This window comes from Sphingobacterium sp. 18053 (assembly GCF_902706145.1).
In the GTDB taxonomy this organism is placed as follows: domain Bacteria; phylum Bacteroidota; class Bacteroidia; order Sphingobacteriales; family Sphingobacteriaceae; genus Sphingobacterium; species Sphingobacterium paramultivorum.
In genome coordinates this window covers 207,187-226,755 of record NZ_CACSJW010000012.1, presented here as the reverse complement: position 1 = coordinate 226,755, position 19,569 = coordinate 207,187, and the positions used below count along the sequence as shown (strand labels likewise).

Below are 19,569 nucleotides of genomic sequence, written 5' to 3'. Positions count from 1 at the left end.
GAATAAGATGATATGAATATCATAGATCAGCCAATAAAGATTTTTAGGTGCCTATATCGGCGGTGTCTACCTCTTCCCATTCCGAACAGAGCAGTCAAGCCCGCCAGAGCCGATGGTATTGCCGTAACAGGTGGGAGAGTAGGTCGGTGCCTTTTTTTACACGGAAGCCCTTGCTGGAAACAGTCAAGGGCTTCTTTCGTTTGGATACTTTTCCCGGTCGTCGATGAGCATTGTCCATCGGCAGCTGTTGCGCAACTCTCATTGTCCTCAGTGGTATGGAGCATCCTTGTAGCCAAGGGGAATTGTAATCCAGTGGACAGCAATCCTACAGCCTTCACTGACCGTGTCAAACCTTATTGCTTTTCACGAGTGTCCTATAGCCGTATATCGGTAAGTACAGCAAGGATTACTCGTAATTATTGGGGGAATATCCTGTCCTGCTACTATCCTTATCAAGCTATATTGTTTTTCATCTGTATCGTATTGCTGTATATCAATGGCCTTGCAGTAGCTACTTGTAATAAGCAGTTGTATATGCTATCCGACTGTTGGGAAGTATACAGGTAGTGGTTACAGATATAGCTCTCAGAATTACATGCTATACAGCTATTCTATACTATTATTAAGCTTTATCGGCAAATACCCCTGTCCCAGCTGCTATCTCGATAGCTTACAGATGGGAGGAAATCTCCCTTTCTAGGTATATCATTCGTATTTCTACGAGATATTATCTAATTTAGTTGTTATTGCATTATATGATGATAAAAGTAAAACAGGTATTGGTTTTTGGTTTTTTAATCGTATTCTTTTTGAAGAATAATCGATTAAATGCGCAAAATAAATCTTTAGATGATGGTGTGCTACGAATATTGGCCATCGGTAATAGTTTCTCGGAAGATGCTATCGAACAGAATTTATATGAATTGGCGAAAGCCGGCAAGAAAAAGATAGTGATCGGCAATCTCTATATTGGGGGAGCTCCTTTAAGTTTACATGTAAGTAACGCAAAAGAAGATAAGCCGGCTTATCGCTACCGCAAAATAAATCTTGACGGGCAAATGTCCGAGAAAGCGAATGAGCGCTTATCTGAAGCGCTTATCGATGAGGCTTGGGATTATATTAGCTTTCAGCAAGCAAGTCCGCTATCAGGAGATTATGATTCGTATGCGAAGGATCTACCGCCTTTATATGATTATGTGACAAAACATATTCTATTTCCTGAAACTAAGTATATATTGCATCAAACTTGGGCATATCAGAACGGTTCATCGCATGAAGGTTTTGTTCGCTATAACCGTAGCCAAGATAGTATGTATAGGGCTATTGCCAATACTTCGCAAGAGGTGTTTAACTGGGGTAATTTCGATCTTTTGATTCCTTCGGGTACAGCTGTTCAAAATGCGCGTTCGAGTTTTGTGGGGGATCATTTTACGCGTGATGGCTATCACCTAAATCTGAACTACGGACGTTTCGTTGCTGCCTGCACCTGGTATGAGGCATTATTCCATGAAAATGTACTGAACAATACATTTTTGCCGCTCAAGGTAACCTATGTAGAGGGAGAGATTGCGCGAGCGGCAGCACATAAGGCTGTGGAATTCCCCTATACTGTTACCGTATTAAAAGATTTTCAATTAATGAATTAGTATTTATATGAGTATCAAAAGGAGCTATTTGATCGAATTGGATCACGAAACAAAAAATACCAAACGTATTCTAGAACGGATACCGGACGATAAATTGGATTGGCGCCCACACGAAAAATCGATGAGTTTGGGCGAATTGGCCGCTCATGTTGTCGAGTTATATAACTGGGTACACAAGGCAATACCAAAGGACGTATTTTGATTTTAAAGTAGATTATAAGCCTCTCAAGGTATCCTCTGTAGAAGAGTTGAAAACAATCCTCACTCTTGGACTGGAAGAGAACAAGGCAACACTAGAGGATATCGTCGAATCGGATTGGTTTAATGAATGGGTGCTTAAAGTTGGGGACCATGAGATTGCCCGTTTGCCACGAGCTGGAGCGATACGTTTTATTGTCAATAATCATATTGTTCATCATCGTGGTCAGTTGACTGTTTATTTGCGATTATTGGATATTGCTGTACCGGGCTTATATGGACCATCGGCAGACGAAGCAATGTCTAGTTAATGTTGTCATCTAATTATTAGGTATAAAAAAAGGGAATCAAATTTGATTCCCTTTTTTTATATGCTCGATGGTCTAATTATTTAGCCAATTCTTCTGCGATTGCTTTTCCAATTTCAGCTGGAGATTCAACAACACGAATACCACACTCACGCATGATTTTCATTTTTGCAGCAGCAGTGTCATCTGCACCACCTACAATTGCACCAGCGTGTCCCATACGACGTCCTGGAGGCGCTGTTTGACCTGCGATAAATCCAACAACAGGTTTAGTACCGTGTTCCTTGATCCAACGAGCAGCTTCAGCTTCCATTCCGCCACCGATTTCACCGATCATGATGATCGCTTCAGTTTCAGGGTCATTCATTAATAATTCAACAGCTTCTTTCGTTGTTGTACCAATGATAGGGTCACCACCAATTCCGATTGCTGTTGTGATGCCTAATCCTGCTTTTACAGTTTGATCTACGGCTTCGTAAGTTAAAGTTCCTGATTTAGAAACAACACCCACATTACCTTTTTTGAAGATAAATCCTGGCATGATACCGATTTTAGCTTCGTCTGCAGTGATGATACCTGGGCAGTTAGGACCGATCAAACGAGAGTTTTTGTCGCTCAAGTAAGATTTTACTTGGATCATGTCTTTTGTTGGGATACCTTCTGTAATACAAACAATCACTTCGATACCAGCAGCGGCAGCTTCCATGATCGCATCTGCAGCAAATGCTGGAGGTACAAAAATAATAGAAACATTAGCTCCTGTAGTGTCAACTGCATCTTGCACAGTATTGAATACAGGACGGTCTAAGTGTTGTTGACCACCTTTACCAGGAGTAACACCACCAACTACATTTGTTCCGTACTCAATCATTTGAGTAGCATGGTAAGTACCTTCGTTTCCAGTGAAACCTTGAACGATTACTTTTGAATCTTTATTAACTAATACACTCATTTCTTCTTTAAATTTTGCACACAAATCTACTATTTTGCTTTCTAAAATGGAAGCAATGTGAATAGGAATGTGACCTTTATTGATAAATTTTTAATTGAAATTGCGTTTTTGGATAAAATCCCAAAGAATAATGCCAATTGCGACAGATACATTTAAGGAATGTTTAGTCCCGTATTGGGGGATTTCGATGCAGGTATCAATTTTTTCCATGACATTCTCATCGACTCCATTGACCTCATTTCCAAAAATCAACGCATACTTTTTGTCATTTTCTGGTTCAAACTGATGTAACATAACACTATCATCTGCTTGCTCGATGGCAATAATGACATACCCTTCTATCCGAAGCTGATCAACAACAGCTGTGGTATCTTTGTGGTATTCCCAAGCGACCGATTGGGTTGCCCCGAGGGCCGTCTTTTCGATTTCGCGATGGGGAGGTGTGCCGGTAATGCCACACAAGTGTATTTTTTCAATAGCAAATCCGTCTGCAGTACGGAAGGCCGAGCCCACATTATGCATGCTCCGTACATTGTCCATAACGATTGTGATAGGAGTTTTTTCTTGTTTTTTAAACGATTCAACATCTGTACGTTGAAGTTCATCCATCGATAATTTTTGCATGTCGCAAATATACTAAACCTAAAAAATAAAATAGATTTTGAATATTGAAAATAAGGTGTTATTTTTGCAGTCCGAATTACAAGAAAAAATTGAATAAAAATTAGCTAAAAAAAATGGCAAATCATAAATCAGCGATCAAAAGAATTAGAGCAAACGCTACTAAACGTTTAAGAAACCGTTACCAAGCAAAAACTACACGTAACGCAATCAAAAAATTACGTCACACTACTTCTGCAGAAGAAGCAAAAACATTGTTACCACGCGTAATTTCTATGCTTGATCGTTTGGCAAAGAAAAATGTGATCCACAAGAAAAAAGCTTCTAACAACAAATCTAAGTTAACAAAATTTGTTAACGGTTTAGCGTAAGCTTTTCGTACAGATATAGAGGGGTACAGCTCGCTGTATCCCTTTTCTTTATGTTATATACTTTGGATTTCTCTTTCCAAGCGAATGGTAAATAAAAAAGCATCGGATATCGATGCTTTTTTATTTTAAAACTGACCTACATTGTATTTATTGCTGCAAATTTGGAAGTAACTCAGCGATGATCTTTTTCAATTTGTTGGGATCTTTCATGTAAGGTTCTAAATCGTAAAGTTCCACCTTTTTGAAATCAATGGGATGACTCTCACTCTGAAGTGAAATAGTCCCCTTATTTAAAAGCTGACCATCTTTTTTCACTTTAGGATCGAAACCACTTACATTGCCGCCACCAATTTGGGGTTTATTATACTGTAATACGACCTTGTTTTCAAGGATATGCTGCACAAGAGAGTCTCCCAAGACCAAAAAATCAGCAGTTACCCACTGATCTCCAGCATAGGTTTTTGATGTTGAGCTAATGCAATGCGGTGTGAATAGCTTATTGTCGATCACAACGTTTGTGCCTGGTGTACAAAGGTTACTTGTGGTCCGTTCGTCCTTGCCATTTCCACCCAACAGTTGCCCTTCTATAGATATCGGAAAGTCTTGATCCACACCCATAGTATTAGGATTCTGTCCATGTAGCATGGCTCCGCTATTACGCCAAGCCCAACCTTCGCCACCATTTACCTGTTCACCGACAAATCTGTAAGTGACACGCAACAAATAAGCAGAGAATTCTTTATTGTAGAAGAGATGGCCATACTGAAAATTGAAATTATCATAACCATCATATCTTACCTTGAGTAAACCGTCTTCTACACGAAATGTATTTTTGTAATTATCCCCAACTTTGTGGTTTCTGATTTTTGGGGTCCAGTTCTTCAAATCTTTCCCATTGAATAACTGAATGGGTTTGGGTTTCTTATCTTGAGATTTGGCAAATAAAGAAGTGCTAAGCAATAAAATTCCAGCACTATAAATGATATGTTTGAATTTCATCCTGAATTAGGTTTATTGACCTAAATTAGGTAAACATTTTTAAATAAGCAATTCTTTTTGTTTGACATATTCGCTTGGACGGATACCGACGACCTTATTGAATGTGTTACTAAACGTGGGGAGGCTATTGTATCCAACTTTGAGTGCAACTTCATTTACACTTAGTTTTTCGTCTAAAAGGAGCTTAAGAGCGGTTAGCATTCTGAGGATCGTGTAGTACTGGATAAAAGACATATTTAATTCTTTTTGAAATAGTCTGGCTAATGTACGTTCACTAATGTTAAATAATCCGGCAAGTTTTTTAAAGCTGACATTTTCCTCTATATTCTCTTCGAGATAAGTGACGATATCCTTTAATTTCTGATGATTAGGATAAGGCAAGGCCAATGGAAGCTCATGTAGCGATAATTCCGGCAGGATAAGCTTAAATGCTGTAGCGATACTATATTTAGGTTCTTCGACCGGAAATATATTGCCATTCCAGCGGTTGGTAAACATAATCAGCTCTATCAAAAGATCATTTACTGGATAAATCCCCATTTTACTGTAGAAGGGTGCATCATTATTGGCTTTGGGAAAGTACAGATTACGCATAACGACCTCAGGGGTACTTGGATGAATACTATGTTTTATGCCAGCAGGAATCCACAAATAATGACGGGCAGGTAGAAAATATGATTTTTCCTCTGTTTTAACAAATACGACACCACCTTCTGTATATAAAAATTGGTCCTTATCGTGGCAGTGTTCGGAAATATGATTCTCTGCAATAATAGCGTGGTGACAGTAAATGCTATCTTCAAATGAGTCTACTTCCGTCATATAATAGCGGTTGACATATTTAGCATCTGTCGTTATATCTTGTGTATTCATTTTAACCTATAATACTATACCACAAAGGTAAGACTTTTTTACTATACCCCACCTTTACTTCTTGAAAGTGAGTGTATGCTTACGTTAAAATGGCAATTAATCGACCGGAGAGTTAGTCTTTACTTACTTTGATTTTATCTTTATTATTGTAAGTTGTTTGTTATCAGTGTGATATATATTATCGATCAGTGTGATATAAAATATTTTTTTATTGTGATTTGTTGTATATTTTTGATTTGTAGCGAGTTGTGACTTTTTAGTCTCGTTTGGATAATTTTGTGTCGAATGGTAATAAATATGCAGGTGAAAAAAATGCTAAAATTGTTTGGTTAAGAGGTTGGAAAATATAACAAAGAACTTTTCCAATAAGGGAAATATATAGGTTTCAATTTCTTAAGTTTACAATAATGGAATAAAATCAAACTATAACAATATGGCTTACGAAAGAATAAAAGTTCAAAGCTTACATAATAAAGTGATTACAGCGGAAGAAGCTGCTAAACTATTTCAAAACGGAATGGTCGTTGGGTCGAGTGGTTTTACTAAGGCTGGAGACAGTAAGGTTGTGTTACCTGCCTTGGCTGAACGTGCAAAAGTGGATCCATTGAAAATAACCTTGATTACCGGGGCTTCGTTGGGACATGGAACGGATGGTAAATTGGCGGAAGCGGGAGCACTATCTAAGCGGATGCCTTTTCAGGTAGACCGTATTTTACGTAATAAAATTAATGCTGGAGATGTGCTGTTTATTGATCAGCATCTAAGCGAAACAGCCGAATTGCTGCACAATAAGAATTTGCCTCAGGTGGATATTGCTGTTTTGGAAGTAGCAGCAATAGAATCAGACGGAAGTATTGTTCCAACGACTTCTGTGGGAAATTCGGCTACTTTTGCTGCATTGGCTAAGCAGGTTATTTTGGAGGTAAATACTGCGATACCGATGACTATTAAAGGGATACATGATATTTACCAAGCGGAAGATTACCCTCGCCGTAATGTTATTCCAATTGTAGCTCCAGAAAATAAAATTGGGCGTAAAACTATTCCTTTGGACGCAAGCAAGGTGGTGGGAATTGTGTTTACGAATGAGCTTGATAGCCCAGCCGATATTGCTGAACCGGATACCAAAACTACAGCGATAGCGAAGCATATTTTACAGTTTTTCGAAAATGAAGTAGAGTTAGGTCATTTGTCAGAAAGCTTGATGCCTCTCCAAGCGGGTATTGGAAAAGTAGCTAACGCTGTTCTGACCGGATTTATACATAGTAAGTTCCGTAATCTAACGATGTTTTCTGAAGTGTTGCAAGATAGTACCTTTGACCTTATCGATGCTGGAAAACTGGATTTTGCTTCTGCTTCTTCAATTACTGTTTCGGAAGAGTGTTATTCAAGAGTGTTCGATCATTTGGATCGATACCGTGATAAAATTGTATTGCGGCCACAGAACATTTCCAATACACCTGGACTGATCAAACGTTTGGGGATTATAGCAATTAATACAGCCATAGAGTTTGATATTTATGGAAACGTAAACTCTACCCATACGTCGGGAACAAATATCATGAACGGTATCGGTGGATCGGGTGACTTTGCACGCAATGCTTACTTGAGCATCTTTGTTACACAGGCAGCCTCTAAAGGGGATGCAATTTCTCATATTGTTCCTATGGTTTCTCATGTAGATCATACCGAACATGATGTCGATATTTTGGTAACAGATTATGGTTTGGCAGATTTGCGTGGTTTAGCGCCTCGTGAGCGAGCGAAAGTAATTATTGAGAACTGCGTACATCCCGATTATAAGGAGCAGCTATCAGACTATTATAACCGCGCTTGTGAAAGGGGAGGGCATACACCACATTTGCTAGAAGAGGCTTTTAGCTGGCATATTAATCTTCGTGAAAAAGGAACAATGAAAAAAGACCAATAACCGAGGGCGCGGTTACATATGGACTAAAGGTATAAAGAAAGGCGCGGTTTAATTGTAGACTTCGCCTTTCTTGATGTATAACTATCGCAAAGAAAATCACGCATTCATTTCATTGGTTATGATGAACCATTGTGGCTTCCTACTGGATCTGTTTAGCCCCCAATTTGTGGCGAATGAGACCAATGGTAATTTTTGTCCGAAACCATTGTTTAGTTTCTGGCGATTCAATTACTTTACTGTAGCAAGCAACTAGCTTAGGGTGAAACTTTGCGATTGTTTTGGCCCCCCAGCCAATTCCTTTCTTCACGTGGAAATCTGTCTTATTGGATAGTGAAACCAACAGCTTCAACAAAATGTCTACTTATGTGGCTGGTAGTCCCTTTTTTACAGCATAGTGCGTAGCTACACCAATGGTACGGACAATCCATTTATCAGGATGATGAGCTAATTCTTCTAATAATGGTATTGCTTTTTTAGGTGAAGTCAACAGCGCATGACCAAGTACGCGTTCGCCGATGATATCACATACGTACCATTGATTGCCCATGGTTATATAGGTGCAGGCTTTATGGATAGATTCTTCAAAGTGTTCGGTGAGACGTTGCTGAAGAATTATTCCCGTTAAAACATAACTTCCCATTTCTGTTGTGGCAATGAGACGATCTGTCAAGTGTAATTGCTCGGCCTCAGGCACGAATAGCATAATTTCCCTGACCGCGAACTCCAGAAGTGGAAATCGTACTTTCTTTTTCAGTAAACACTCTTGTAAGCTTAATATAAGGCATTCAATACCGGATTGCTGCCCTTGCTGTTTCGCCGCTGCGACAATTTCTCGGATCTGTACTTTACTGGTAATTTGGTCCATGGCGTTGCTCCAATCCCTATTGTTGATCTTTATAAATATTCCAATAATTAAAGTCTGTCATTGGGGCATCCGTTATTCCAATAGCCCGGCCCATTGTAACGATCTGTCCCCTGTGATATGTTCCGTGAAGGATCAGCTGTTGTATGTATTCATATTTCGTGAAGTCGCATTGAAACCATGGTGATTCCACTTTGATATTTTTTTCAAGATCCAACTCAGATAGCTTGTGTATATAATCCACAAGTTGAACTGAACTTCTTCTTAGTGCTTCAAATATTTCTTCTTTTGTGGTTCGCTTTTTTTCAAAATCAAAATCATTGCTTTCTGCAATGTGGCTCCACCAATATTCCTGTGTCTGCAAGATGTGGTTTAAAGTTTTCAAAATGGTCGGGAAGCTTGAAGGTACCTCTTGGTTAAGTTGGTCATCCGATTTATCAGCCAGCCAATTGATGTATTTATTAACGACCCAGTTGTTATACTCTGCGCTTTTTGTGATTAAGGTCTTTAAACTCATAATTTCAATCTATAGTATGGTTTTTAATGATATTTTTACTAAATATAAATCCTTTTTGGAAAGAATTTATATTAAATTTCATAGCAGATAGACTGTTTGATAAGCTGCTTTGGAAGTTTTTATTTTTTATAAAATTGTGACAGGTATAGACCTGTACGCTAAGCGTAACTTATTTGAAATAAATAAAAAGTGTTGTTCATATTTTTTATATTTATTTTGCAATAGCAGAATGGTTTAGCATTTGCCGAATGCGCGTGAGATACCAATAGAATATTTGACAGCCGCTTGAGCTTGTTGGATTAACCAATTATATAAATATGATAAAAGCAACGCATTGTATTCTTTCTCTAATAGCCATGTTGTTTATGAACATGGGAAACGCCCAAGTTAATTATTTACAGGAGTCCAAAAAGGATTTTGATGAACGAATGCATTGGTTTAGGGAAGCAAAATATGGAATGTTTATTCATTTTGGACTTTATAGTCAACTTGGAGGGATGTATAAAGGGAATTCAACTAAAGGATATGCCGAGTGGATACAATCGGAAATGAATATTCCGAAGGCAGCCTATTCGGAACTGATCAACACATGGAACCCTAAGGACTTCAATGCGGATCGTATTGTTCAATTGGCTAAGGATGCCGGAATGAAGTATATTGTCCTGACGACCAAACACCATGAGGGGTTTTGTCTGTGGGATTCCCCCTATACAGATTATGATATAGCTTCGACGCCAATGAAAGGAAGAGATCTCGTGCGGGAGCTGTCCACAGCTTGTAGGAAAGCTGGGATTAGATTTGGTACCTACTACAGTATTATCGATTGGCATCACGATTCGCAATATGTCGATCCCAATGGTAAAGGAGATTGGGGCCAGATCCTCATTAAGCCAGAACAGAAAGCCGCTTATATTCAATACATGAAAAATCAATTGAAAGAATTGGTTGTTAAGTATGATACTGACATCCTGTGGTTTGATGGGGACTGGGTGAATTGGTGGGATATGGCCGCAGGAGAAGATCTTTATCAATATCTACGCAAATTGAAGCCCTCTCTTATCATTAATAACCGCGTAGCAAAGCGTGATCAATTTAAGCGAGATTTTGGAACGCCTGAACAAGAACATCCTGGAGCGTTACTGGATTACGATTGGGAAGCCTGTTATACCCTGAACAATTCTTGGGGATATAAAAAATCAGATAATAATTGGAAATCTCCTACAGAAGTAAATACTAAGCTACGGGAGATAAATGAAAAAGGTGGAAATTTGTTGCTCAATATTGGACCTGATGCTGACGGAAATGTGCCGGTTGCTAGTAAAGATATTTTGTTGAAAGCAGCCGCAGAGCGCAAAAAGAACTAATCTAAGCAATATTAGCTGTTTATTGAATCATGGTAAATGTTTTTGGAAAAAAGAGTGTTATTTAATCTTACTTATCAACAAATATGAAAACAAAGATCATTTTAGTTATGGTTTTGATAACCATGCTGTTGGGGTTTCAGTGCAATGCAAAGGCAGATCCACCTTTTCATAAAAAGGGGATGATCAAGGTATCGATCTTTTATCGCAATGGACCTGGAAAGACATTTGATTGGGATTATTATCTCCCTAAACATATTGCGCTTGTCAAAAAAGTTTACGGTAAAGCACTGAAAGGCGTAACCATTGATAAAGGGTTTTCGGGACGTAGCTCAGCAGAAGGTCCGATCTATTTGGCCATTTGCCATTTGTATTTTGATTCTGTTGCGGCCTATCAGGATCCTTTAAAAGAAAATGGGAAAAAGTTTGCCGAAGATTTCCCAAAGTATACGAATATTACGCCAGAGGTACAGATCAGTTAAGTGATTCAATAGACCGTTCGTTAATTCGCCGAAATACTATTGTTTTGTGAAATATTAACCTGATCGAATGAAACACGAACTGATAAAGTCGTTTGTGCATAGCAAACGACTTTATTTTTATGGTCTTATAGACCTAACTATATAGCGGGTTTATAGTCGATGTAATCTAGCTAAAACTATATGAACGATTAAAATTATGAAGATATCTTGTATGCTATTTCCAAAATTATTATTTATTGGCCTTACCGGTGTCACTTCGCTTAGCGTGCGTGGGCAACAGTCTGGCTCGGTCAAACGTATTTATGTCAGTACAAAAGGAAGTGATAGAAACCAAGGAACTAAGGGAAGTCCCTATGCCACAGCTGAGGCCGCACTGCGATCAGTAGAAAAACAGAAACAAGGGAAAAATACACCGGGCATCGAAATCATCTTTATGGCAGGCACCTATCAACTGGATAAACCGATTGAATTGTCTGCTGGGATATCGGGTACAAGAAGGCAACCCTTGCGGATTAAAGCCGAGGATGGAGCACAAGTTACACTGAGTGGTGCCAAATCGCTTAACCTCAAATGGAAACAGGGCGATCATGGTATTTGGGAGGCTAAGGTCCCAAGAGGAGTAAACGTCCAAAGTTTATATGCTAATGATAAGCATCTTGTCCGGGCACGTTATCCAAACTACGATCCCACTGTCTTGCCATTTCAAGGCTATGCTGCAGATGCATTAAGTCCCGAACGTGTCGCAACCTGGAAAAACCCTAAGGGGGGAATTGTACATGCTTTGCATGCTGGTCGCTGGGGAGGATTCCATTATAAGATTACCGGAAAAGATGGCTTATCAACAGTTACACTTGAAGGTGGACAGCAAAATAATCGTCCCAGCAAAATGCACGAGACCTATCGCTTTGTAGAAAATATCTTTGAAGAACTCGATACCTTTCAGGAGTGGTATTTGGATGAGGAGAAAGCACTATTATATTATATGCCTGCTAAAGGAGTTGATCCCAACCAGCTAAAGTTTGTAGCACCACAATTGGAAAATCTAATCCATCTTTCAGGTTCATCTTCCAGCCCAGTGCATGATATTGAGGTTAGTGGCCTTCGCTTCATGTATACTGCTCCTACCTTTATGAAAACAAGCGAACCGCTCTTACGTAGTGATTGGACGATCGATCGACAGGGAGCGGTAAAGATTGAAGGTGCGGAAAACTGTATTTTCCGCGCGAATGATTTTATCGCTTTGGGCGGCAATGCAATATTTGTTAATAATTACAATCGCGGGGTCAAAATCGAAGGCAACCGGATTGAACAGATCGGTGCAGGAGCGATTAATTTTGTAGGAGATCCAGCGGCGGTACGCTCACCGGAATTTCGATATGAAAAATTTGTTCCGTTTGCCCAAATGGATACCATCAAAGGGCCAAAAACCGATAATTATCCTATGGATTGTGAGGCGAGTGACAATCTGATTCATAACATTGGATTGATCGAAAAACAAGTCGCCGGTGTACAGGTCTCCATGGCTGAATCTTTACGAATTTTGCACAATACCATTTACGATGTGCCTCGAGCAGGTATTAATGTAGGTGATGGTACTTGGGGCGGTCATGAGATAGCTTACAATGATGTTTTTAATACAGTCCTGGAAACCAGCGATCATGGAGCCTTCAACTCATGGGGTCGCGACCGATTTTGGCATCCTAATCGAAAGGAGATGGATGAACTGACGGAGAAACATCCCAATTTAATATTGCTGGATGCAGTCAAAACAACCAAAATTCATGATAATAGATTTCGCTGTGATCACGGTTGGGATATTGATTTGGACGACGGATCTTCCAACTATGAAATTTACAACAATCTTTGTTTAAGTGGGGGACTAAAACTAAGAGAAGGATTTTATCGCAAAGTGTATAACAACGTGATGATCAACAATGGTTTTCATCCGCATGTCTGGTTTCAGAATAGTCACGATGTATTCCGTAATAATATTGTGATGGAGTCCCATCAGGATATACAGGTCAAGTATTGGGGGGAAGAGGTAGACCATAATATCTACGGGAGGCAGGATGACCTAGACAAAGATCGGGCGAAAGGCATAGAAAAACATGGTCGTGTTATTCAATTGAACTTTACGGATCCTGCACATGGTGATTTCCGATTGAAGAACTGGAACGATCAAGATTTTAAAAATTTTGACATGCTGCATTTCGGGGTTATGAGTAAAAGACTTAAAACTCTTGCCGCTAGTCCTGAAATACCTCAGTTGATCCAATCCGAAGCAAAGGAACAGGGGAGCAGATGGGCCTGGAAGTCGGGCTTATTTAAATCAGTGGAGACTTTGGGAGAGCAGTCGGCTGCGGGCCTACCCTCGATAAACGGCGTGCTGCTACTCCAGTTGGATGAAAAAGGCAATCTTTATAAAAGCGGTTTGCGTGTCGGTGATGTTGTACTGAATTACCAGGGCGAGAAAATAAATCAATTAATAGACTTGCAACAAGCGATTAAAAAGCATGTACACGCAGACCAGCCGAAGGTGTTAATTTTTAGAAACCAACAGCAGCAGGAATTAACGCTGCAGCTGTAGCAAATTTTCTATAGGCAGATTGAAATATAGTATTGTACTTTGGCTTGTTGACACGCGATATCACTATTGTGGGGATTTAACAGTAAACCAATGCAGTTTTGATAGATCGATCATCTTATGACGATGCTTAGCTTTTGTTTATAATTTTTATTTCCATTGGGACTATTGAGCATCTTGGTCGTCATTATAACAGTGTGTTATCATTTAATGGAGTAGACACATGATATTAAATTCTTATTCGTATTAATTGATGTATAAGGCTGTACAGCACCCACGTGCTGGCAGCCTTATTGATTTAACTGTGCAATGGATTTACCCACAGGTGATCGCCGAACGATGAGCGTGGAAGTGAAGGTACAACAGCGGTATGACAATGAGGAGGGGCTTTGTCGGTATGGGATGGTTGAAACAAGTTTCTTAAACTGGTTTAAGTTTGGACTGTTTTTGTTCTCTTAAATTTGATTTATATCGTTTATACCATATTTATATAATTTATACCATGTATAATCAACTTTTTGTAGGTATAGCTGTATCGACAGCATTTTTGTCTGCTGTTGCAGATCGTTTTGGGGTGTGGGGGGCACCGGGGGCATCACATGTTTCCTGGGGAAATTGGGCCAATTTTGTAGCCTATTCAAATACCCTTAATTTTTTTGTGCCCGAATCTTTCGGCAATATACTTGCTATCGGTGCAACATTATTAGAGGTTGTTTTAGCAATCCTACTGCTGATCGGCTATAAGTTGCGTTTTACTGCATTTGTTGCCGGGATTCTACTGATCAGCTTTGCGATAGTGATGACCCTCTCGTTAGGAATTAAATCGACGTTCGATTATTCAGTCTGGGTAGGAGCGGCTGCCTGTTTTCTACTGCGTACTGCCGATAACTTTCCCATTAGCATAGACCGCTATATTGAACTTCGAAAAAAGTAAATGGATAGATGATCTTCTCATTTTAGGAATAGATCTCAAAAATATAAAAATGCCGTTAAACGAGTTTGTTTAAGGGCATTTTTAGGATTACATTTCCTTTAAGTTTACCTCTTTCTTTTCACCGTCTTTGTCGATGGTAACGTGTTTCTCAACATTGGCTTTGTCGACATAAGATGATCTTGCCGTACCGTAATTTGTCGTGGAACCTGTATAACCCCAATAGTTATAATAATTGGTGTAGCCTGATACATAGGAATAGTTGTAAGAATTGGTGAAATCGAAGCTCGCCATAATCACGTATGCACCTGGCATGAGATCTGCAAATTCGAAACGCCCCTCATCATCATACACTTTTGCTTTTTTAACAGCATAGCCAAAATCAGGGTCTAATGGAACTTCCTGGACCTTTTTCTGTTTTCGGATCTTTTTATTGACTTCCAGCCATTCTTCGTAATAAGCAGAGTTGGCGAATAGCGTAATTTCTGTCCCTTTTGGAGCATATTGCTTTTTGGCAGTATTCACGAGCCCGCCAAGTTTTTTTCCGGAGCTAGATCGTGCGTAAGCCGTCCCGATAATAACACTGCTCCCCTGAGAAACCTGCTGGGCAGCCTGTTCTTTGTTGAATCTATTTTTAATAGGTTGATAGTCCAGTTCTTCGTTTACGGTAATTTCCCACTTTCCGTTTCCCATGGACATTTCCCTTTGCCATAATCGGCGATCTTTCTTATCGATGACATAATTGTAGATGGCTCCGGTACTTTCTTCTAAAAGTGTAACCAGCCAACTGTCGTGCTTACCTGTTTTTGGGGAACCATAACTGTAGCTTTTTACTTCCTTGATGGTATAGTCTTCGACAAAAATGTTGGAATCACTATTGTAATAAAATTGCGGGATGCGCGCTTTATACCCTAGATCTAAAGGTAGAGTTGAAATCAGATGATCTGTCCAGTTAAAATCTACAAAAGGTCTAGTTGGCTGTAAGTCGATCTTTTTTTCCTTTTTAGTTTTCTTCGAATAATAATTACCTGTAATTGTTTCTGCAAAGTTGAGGTTTACTTTTGTTTCCTTGCCATCGCTCGAGTAGCTGATGGACCGAAGTGTTTTTGCGTCGGCAATCGTCGTGCGGATCGAAGTCCAGGCATTGTCTTTCGGAACATAGGTATTGGTTAAGGTCAGCTGATTGTTGGCCGCTACGATATCGTAGGTCAATGATCCTTGTTTGTCCCAGGTATTATCTTTAACATAATATACCGTATACAGTGATTTCTCCGGTTTTATATAGTTGGTATTGATATCGCTGCTACCAGGGGTGACGGTCTTTTGACATAATCCTACGGCCGGAAGTAAGCCTACTCCCAAAACAAAGGCATATAATTTCATATATGTGAACTATAGTTAATGAAAAACAAGTTGTTTTCTTGTTCGATTTATTTATCTAAGGTAATAAAAAAGTTTTTTATTTTTTGCTGGGGATAGCCTCGTCGAATAGGCTTATGCTATAGCGGGAATTTGACGTCGTACCCTTTTGGAGCTTGTTCGAATATTGATGATATAAAGATGAAAAAAATAAAACGGAGGTATTTCTACCTCCGTCGTCATGCTCTTTTGAGCACCAGTGATGATTAGAAAACAATCTTTGCGATGACGATCAATAGTTATCTTCCGCTTCTTTTTCTTTGTCAATGATAGAAGAGCGCATCCGGTAGACATTCATTTCACCTAGATGGGTGTAACTTTTTCCGCCGTTTTTAAGGATCATTAGCTGGACATGATTGCTTTAAAAATAAACTATAGTAGAATTTGTCGTTTTTTAAACCCGAATTCAATCCTTAATTATATTCTGGAAAATGCTGATGTTTATTTTTAACTTGATTTTAGATTATATCAATATCTATAAGAAGAGTTGGTACATTAAATTTTGGATAATCTAAACAACATTCTGGTTTATAGGTGAGTAATCGTGAGGAGTAGACATAACGCAATAAGAGGAATTGTATTCCTCTTATTGTATTCCGAAGAATTCTGCTATTTATTTTTTATTTACAGATTTTACTTCTACTTCGGGTTTCATTTTTAGGACGATCTTTGCGGGCGTTTCCTCCTTAACTTGAATATCTTTTTGATCTTGATTTGAACTGACATTGGCGGAAAGATTGATCCGCTTTGGTTGACGCAGTTGAATATCTTCGACCCTTACTTCCTCAATTTTAGGTGCTACTTGCACTTCTTCAATTATCGCCGAAGTTTTTTTTGATGGAGTAGATTTTTTTTGAGGTTCCGCAAATTTGACCTGTTCAACACTTACTTCCTCGATTACTTTGGGTGATTTTTGAGGTGGGGCAGGTTTTTTTCGAGGTTCCGGGAAACGTACATTACCTTCCTGTTGGGAAGAAGACCTACGCTGGGATATCATTGGCGGAGCCATTTCCTTTGTCGGTGATTTAGGAGATCTTCCACTAGTTTTAGGAGCGTCCGGTTGCTTTGATGCAGGCGGCGTTATTGCGGTGTTGGCAGCTGCTGCTTTTTTTGTCGTGGTCGGCGTTGTTTTCTGTGCCTCCACATGTGTTGAAAACAACGTAGATATCGCTACTGTCAGTAATAAAGTAAGCCCGGGCATTAGCAAGAGTTTACTTCGGGTTGTTCTTTTTTGTAACATAATTAATCGTTTTTTTGTTGTTAAAAAATTAAAATTACTGGCCGGTAATGTGTTTATATCAGGGGTGGACATGCTCCACTCGATAATCAAATGTTGGTATCTTAACTTTTCATGAATCTTGACTACGGCATCGTCTGCAAGGTATTCATGGGTTTGTCGGATCGATTTTTGAATGAGATAAATGAAGGGATTGAACCACAAAAATATACCCAAAATCTGCATAAAAAGTATATCCATCGAATGGCGTTGATTGGAATGGGCCCGTTCGTGCGTTATAATTGACTGATCAATACCGCGCTGTTGGTAGGCCTCTTTGGGAACATAAATTTTTTGAAAAAAGGAAAATGGTGTTTTTAAACCATGTATGCAATAAATGGACTGTTCATCGGTTGGTGTGGCACTTCGGATATAATAAAGGAATTTGCGGTATAACCATACCTGTTTCAGAAGTAATGCAATAGTGACAATTACATAAATCAGCAGAGCGCCATCGTACCAATCGACGTGATAATTATTGAAGAGTGCTGAATCTGTTGCGGGCTGTTTAATGATCGGCCCCGCAGGGGTAACATCACTGTTTCTGTCGTTCAGTAAGTTGAAAATATCAAATGGGACAACGATCTGCACCAATGGAATGACGACAGATAGGGGGATAATCCCGAGTAAATAAAAACGGTTGAATATCAGTAGTTTTTGGTTGCGTAGTATTGACCAATAAATAAGATAGAGTAAACCCGAACAGGCTATCAGTTTTCCAATATATAGCATCATGTCTCTTTGTTTTTAATTTCGGAATCAATTATATTTTTCAGTTCCTCCAATTGCTCTTTGCTCAGCTGAGATTGTTTAGTGAAAAAAGAAGCAAATTTTAATGCTGAATTGTCGAAGTAGGTTTCTACGATATCATTTACATGTGCTAAGTAATAGTTGTCTTTATCAATTAGTGGATAATACTCTCTCGAATTTCCATAAAGCACATAAGATATCGCCCCCTTTTCAGTCATTCTCTTCAATAATGTAGCAACAGTTGTTGGCGCTGGTTTAGGTTCAGAATACGCTTCCATAAGATCTTTCATAAAAGCTTTTTTCATGTCCCAGATGTAGCCCATCAATTGTTCTTCCGTAGCTGATAATTTATTCATACTACAAATATAGAATATATTCTACATTGTGTAGAATTAAAATATGTTAAATAATTTATGTTGTTTTATTTGATTGATTTATAGGTGTTTATTTTTTTTAGTTCTGGTAATGAGGATAGTTTTCACCCTAAAATTAGTTGCTGTTCCCGGATATAACCGATAAGTTTATACAAATAATAGGGGAACTGAATATGTCATTATATTTTTTTAACTAAAGGATCTGTCGTTGGATTTTGAAGTACTTCGATCCTAGGTTTAGGTGATTTGATCGGGACTAAATGGTATAAATAAAACAAAATGGAATGTATCGCTATTATATATGATGTTGGGTACGTAGTGAGAGACCGTTTAGAAAAACTTTGGATAAATAATGGCAAAACTTTTTTTAGTCCGGCACGGACAGTCGCAATGGAATTTGGAAAATCGCTTTACGGGATGGCAAGATGTTGATATTACTGAATTGGGACAACAGGAAGCTCGGCAGGCAGGACTGGCTCTGGCAAATGAACCAATTGATATAGCGTATACGTCGACACTTATAAGAGCGCAGCATACGTTAAGTATTATTTTGCATGAAATGGGCGATCCTCCCATCCCCATTGTTATAGACGCTGCTTTGAATGAACGAGGTTATGGAAAGCTTGAGGGCTTGAATAAGGCTGAAACAGCCGAAAAATATGGTGCTGAACAAGTGCATATCTGGCGCAGATCTTTTGATGTGCCTCCGCCTGGAGGTGAGAGCCTGAAAGATACATACGAACGTGTTATTCCATATTATGAACGTTTTATAGCACCCAAACTGAAAGAAGGTAAAAATGTACTCGTTGTTGCGCACGGCAATAGCCTGAGGGCGCTGATTATGTTTTTGGAACATCTTTCTCCGGAGCAGATATTGGAACTGGAGATTGCTACCGGGCAGCCGATCAAGTATCAAATTGAAGAATAAACGCCCAATTTTTACAAATTGATAGTTGAACTGTAGAGACTGGTAATTTATCGTATTTCTATAGATTCTCCGGGTTTAGCATTTTAAATATTTACTTGTTTTTGTTAGTTGTTTCTAATATTTTTTCTTAATAAAGAGAAATAACAGTAGATTTCATTTCAAAAAATAACATTTGGATCTCATTCTC

At 38.9% G+C, this 19,569-nt stretch carries 21 protein-coding genes and 1 rRNA gene; 12 read left to right on the top strand and 10 right to left on the bottom strand.

Annotated elements, in window-relative coordinates:
- The first annotated feature begins 43 nt into the window (after window positions 1-43).
- From rrf to GVK91_RS25355, 4 genes are all read left to right on the top strand, one after another.
- Window positions 44-155: ribosomal RNA gene (gene rrf, locus GVK91_RS25365) — 5S ribosomal RNA — on the top strand.
- A gap of 600 nt (window positions 156-755) precedes the next feature.
- Window positions 756-1,646 carry a DUF4886 domain-containing protein gene (locus GVK91_RS25360; protein WP_227550316.1) on the top strand — a complete coding sequence of 297 codons (891 nt, stop codon included), beginning with the start codon at window positions 756-758 and terminating at the stop codon, window positions 1,644-1,646.
- A gap of 7 nt (window positions 1,647-1,653) precedes the next feature.
- Window positions 1,654-1,848: a DinB family protein gene (locus tag GVK91_RS27425; RefSeq protein WP_200845703.1), complete on the top strand. Its 195-nt coding sequence runs from the start codon at window positions 1,654-1,656 to the stop codon at window positions 1,846-1,848.
- 46 nt (window positions 1,849-1,894) lie between these two features.
- Complete coding sequence (locus GVK91_RS25355; RefSeq protein WP_235032994.1) at window positions 1,895-2,155, top strand: DinB family protein; 261 nt, start codon at window positions 1,895-1,897, stop codon at window positions 2,153-2,155.
- A gap of 76 nt (window positions 2,156-2,231) precedes the next feature.
- Here the strand turns inward: GVK91_RS25355 and sucD are convergent, their stop codons facing one another.
- Together sucD and GVK91_RS25345 are read right to left on the bottom strand one after the other, a co-directional pair.
- Window positions 2,232-3,104, bottom strand: a complete 873-nt coding sequence (gene sucD, locus GVK91_RS25350) for a succinate--CoA ligase subunit alpha (protein ID WP_153847869.1) — start codon at window positions 3,102-3,104, stop codon at window positions 2,232-2,234.
- 90 nt (window positions 3,105-3,194) lie between these two features.
- Entirely contained in the window at window positions 3,195-3,728 is a 534-nt protein-coding gene (locus tag GVK91_RS25345; RefSeq protein ID WP_153847870.1) for an RNA methyltransferase, read from the bottom strand.
- Between the two features lie 113 nt (window positions 3,729-3,841).
- Between GVK91_RS25345 and rpsT the strand changes: the two genes are divergently transcribed.
- Complete coding sequence (gene rpsT / locus GVK91_RS25340) at window positions 3,842-4,096, top strand: 30S ribosomal protein S20 (protein ID WP_046671646.1); 255 nt, start codon at window positions 3,842-3,844, stop codon at window positions 4,094-4,096.
- A gap of 147 nt (window positions 4,097-4,243) precedes the next feature.
- Here rpsT and GVK91_RS25335 read toward each other — a convergent pair whose 3' ends face one another.
- The gene (locus GVK91_RS25335; protein ID WP_153847871.1) at window positions 4,244-5,095 is read right to left on the bottom strand and encodes a DUF1080 domain-containing protein; all 852 of its coding nucleotides are present in this window, start codon (window positions 5,093-5,095) and stop codon (window positions 4,244-4,246) included.
- 39 nt (window positions 5,096-5,134) lie between these two features.
- Window positions 5,135-5,968 carry an AraC family transcriptional regulator gene (locus GVK91_RS25330; protein ID WP_153847872.1) on the bottom strand — a complete coding sequence of 278 codons (834 nt, stop codon included), beginning with the start codon at window positions 5,966-5,968 and terminating at the stop codon, window positions 5,135-5,137.
- A gap of 433 nt (window positions 5,969-6,401) precedes the next feature.
- Here GVK91_RS25330 and GVK91_RS25325 point away from each other — a divergent pair, with 433 nt between their 5' ends.
- Window positions 6,402-7,898 carry a succinate CoA transferase gene (locus tag GVK91_RS25325; RefSeq protein WP_153847873.1) on the top strand — a complete coding sequence of 499 codons (1,497 nt, stop codon included), beginning with the start codon at window positions 6,402-6,404 and terminating at the stop codon, window positions 7,896-7,898.
- 139 nt (window positions 7,899-8,037) lie between these two features.
- Here the strand turns inward: GVK91_RS25325 and GVK91_RS27420 are convergent, their stop codons facing one another.
- The 3 genes from GVK91_RS27420 to GVK91_RS25315 are packed head-to-tail and all read right to left on the bottom strand — an operon-like array spanning window position 8,038 to window position 9,277.
- Window positions 8,038-8,205, bottom strand: coding sequence for a hypothetical protein (locus tag GVK91_RS27420; RefSeq protein WP_200845701.1), 168 nt, complete (start codon window positions 8,203-8,205; stop codon window positions 8,038-8,040).
- Between the two features lie 54 nt (window positions 8,206-8,259).
- Window positions 8,260-8,763 carry a DNA alkylation repair protein gene (locus GVK91_RS25320; protein ID WP_200845700.1) on the bottom strand — a complete coding sequence of 168 codons (504 nt, stop codon included), beginning with the start codon at window positions 8,761-8,763 and terminating at the stop codon, window positions 8,260-8,262.
- Window positions 8,764-8,779: 16 nt separating this feature from the next.
- The gene (locus tag GVK91_RS25315; RefSeq protein ID WP_153847874.1) at window positions 8,780-9,277 is read right to left on the bottom strand and encodes a DinB family protein; all 498 of its coding nucleotides are present in this window, start codon (window positions 9,275-9,277) and stop codon (window positions 8,780-8,782) included.
- 365 nt (window positions 9,278-9,642) lie between these two features.
- On the opposite strand from GVK91_RS25315, the gene GVK91_RS25310 reads away from it, so the two are divergent.
- From GVK91_RS25310 to GVK91_RS25290, 5 genes are all read left to right on the top strand, one after another.
- Window positions 9,643-10,641, top strand: a complete 999-nt coding sequence (locus tag GVK91_RS25310) for an alpha-L-fucosidase (RefSeq protein ID WP_235032993.1) — start codon at window positions 9,643-9,645, stop codon at window positions 10,639-10,641.
- 83 nt (window positions 10,642-10,724) lie between these two features.
- The gene (locus tag GVK91_RS25305) at window positions 10,725-11,120 is read left to right on the top strand and encodes an EthD family reductase (protein WP_159731954.1); all 396 of its coding nucleotides are present in this window, start codon (window positions 10,725-10,727) and stop codon (window positions 11,118-11,120) included.
- A 196-nt stretch (window positions 11,121-11,316) separates the two neighbouring features.
- Window positions 11,317-13,707: a PDZ domain-containing protein gene (locus GVK91_RS25300; RefSeq protein ID WP_159731951.1), complete on the top strand. Its 2,391-nt coding sequence runs from the start codon at window positions 11,317-11,319 to the stop codon at window positions 13,705-13,707.
- A gap of 306 nt (window positions 13,708-14,013) precedes the next feature.
- Window positions 14,014-14,163 carry a hypothetical protein gene (locus GVK91_RS25295; RefSeq protein ID WP_159731948.1) on the top strand — a complete coding sequence of 50 codons (150 nt, stop codon included), beginning with the start codon at window positions 14,014-14,016 and terminating at the stop codon, window positions 14,161-14,163.
- A 43-nt stretch (window positions 14,164-14,206) separates the two neighbouring features.
- On the top strand, window positions 14,207-14,638 hold the full coding sequence (locus GVK91_RS25290; RefSeq protein WP_159731945.1) for a DoxX family protein: 432 nt from the start codon (window positions 14,207-14,209) through the stop codon (window positions 14,636-14,638).
- 87 nt (window positions 14,639-14,725) lie between these two features.
- Here the strand turns inward: GVK91_RS25290 and GVK91_RS25285 are convergent, their stop codons facing one another.
- The 3 genes from GVK91_RS25285 to GVK91_RS25275 form a co-directional block, all read right to left on the bottom strand.
- The gene (locus GVK91_RS25285) at window positions 14,726-16,018 is read right to left on the bottom strand and encodes a hypothetical protein (protein WP_159731943.1); all 1,293 of its coding nucleotides are present in this window, start codon (window positions 16,016-16,018) and stop codon (window positions 14,726-14,728) included.
- A gap of 649 nt (window positions 16,019-16,667) precedes the next feature.
- A complete protein-coding gene (locus GVK91_RS25280) occupies window positions 16,668-18,065 on the bottom strand; it encodes a M56 family metallopeptidase (RefSeq protein ID WP_159731941.1) in 1,398 nt (465 codons plus the stop codon).
- Complete coding sequence (locus tag GVK91_RS25275; RefSeq protein WP_112373710.1) at window positions 18,062-18,436, bottom strand: BlaI/MecI/CopY family transcriptional regulator; 375 nt, start codon at window positions 18,434-18,436, stop codon at window positions 18,062-18,064. Before GVK91_RS25275 ends, GVK91_RS25280 begins: the two co-directional genes overlap by 4 nt.
- 370 nt (window positions 18,437-18,806) lie before the next feature.
- On the opposite strand from GVK91_RS25275, the gene GVK91_RS25270 reads away from it, so the two are divergent.
- Window positions 18,807-19,382: a 2,3-diphosphoglycerate-dependent phosphoglycerate mutase gene (locus tag GVK91_RS25270; RefSeq protein WP_153847881.1), complete on the top strand. Its 576-nt coding sequence runs from the start codon at window positions 18,807-18,809 to the stop codon at window positions 19,380-19,382.
- Window positions 19,383-19,569 lie beyond the last annotated feature (187 nt).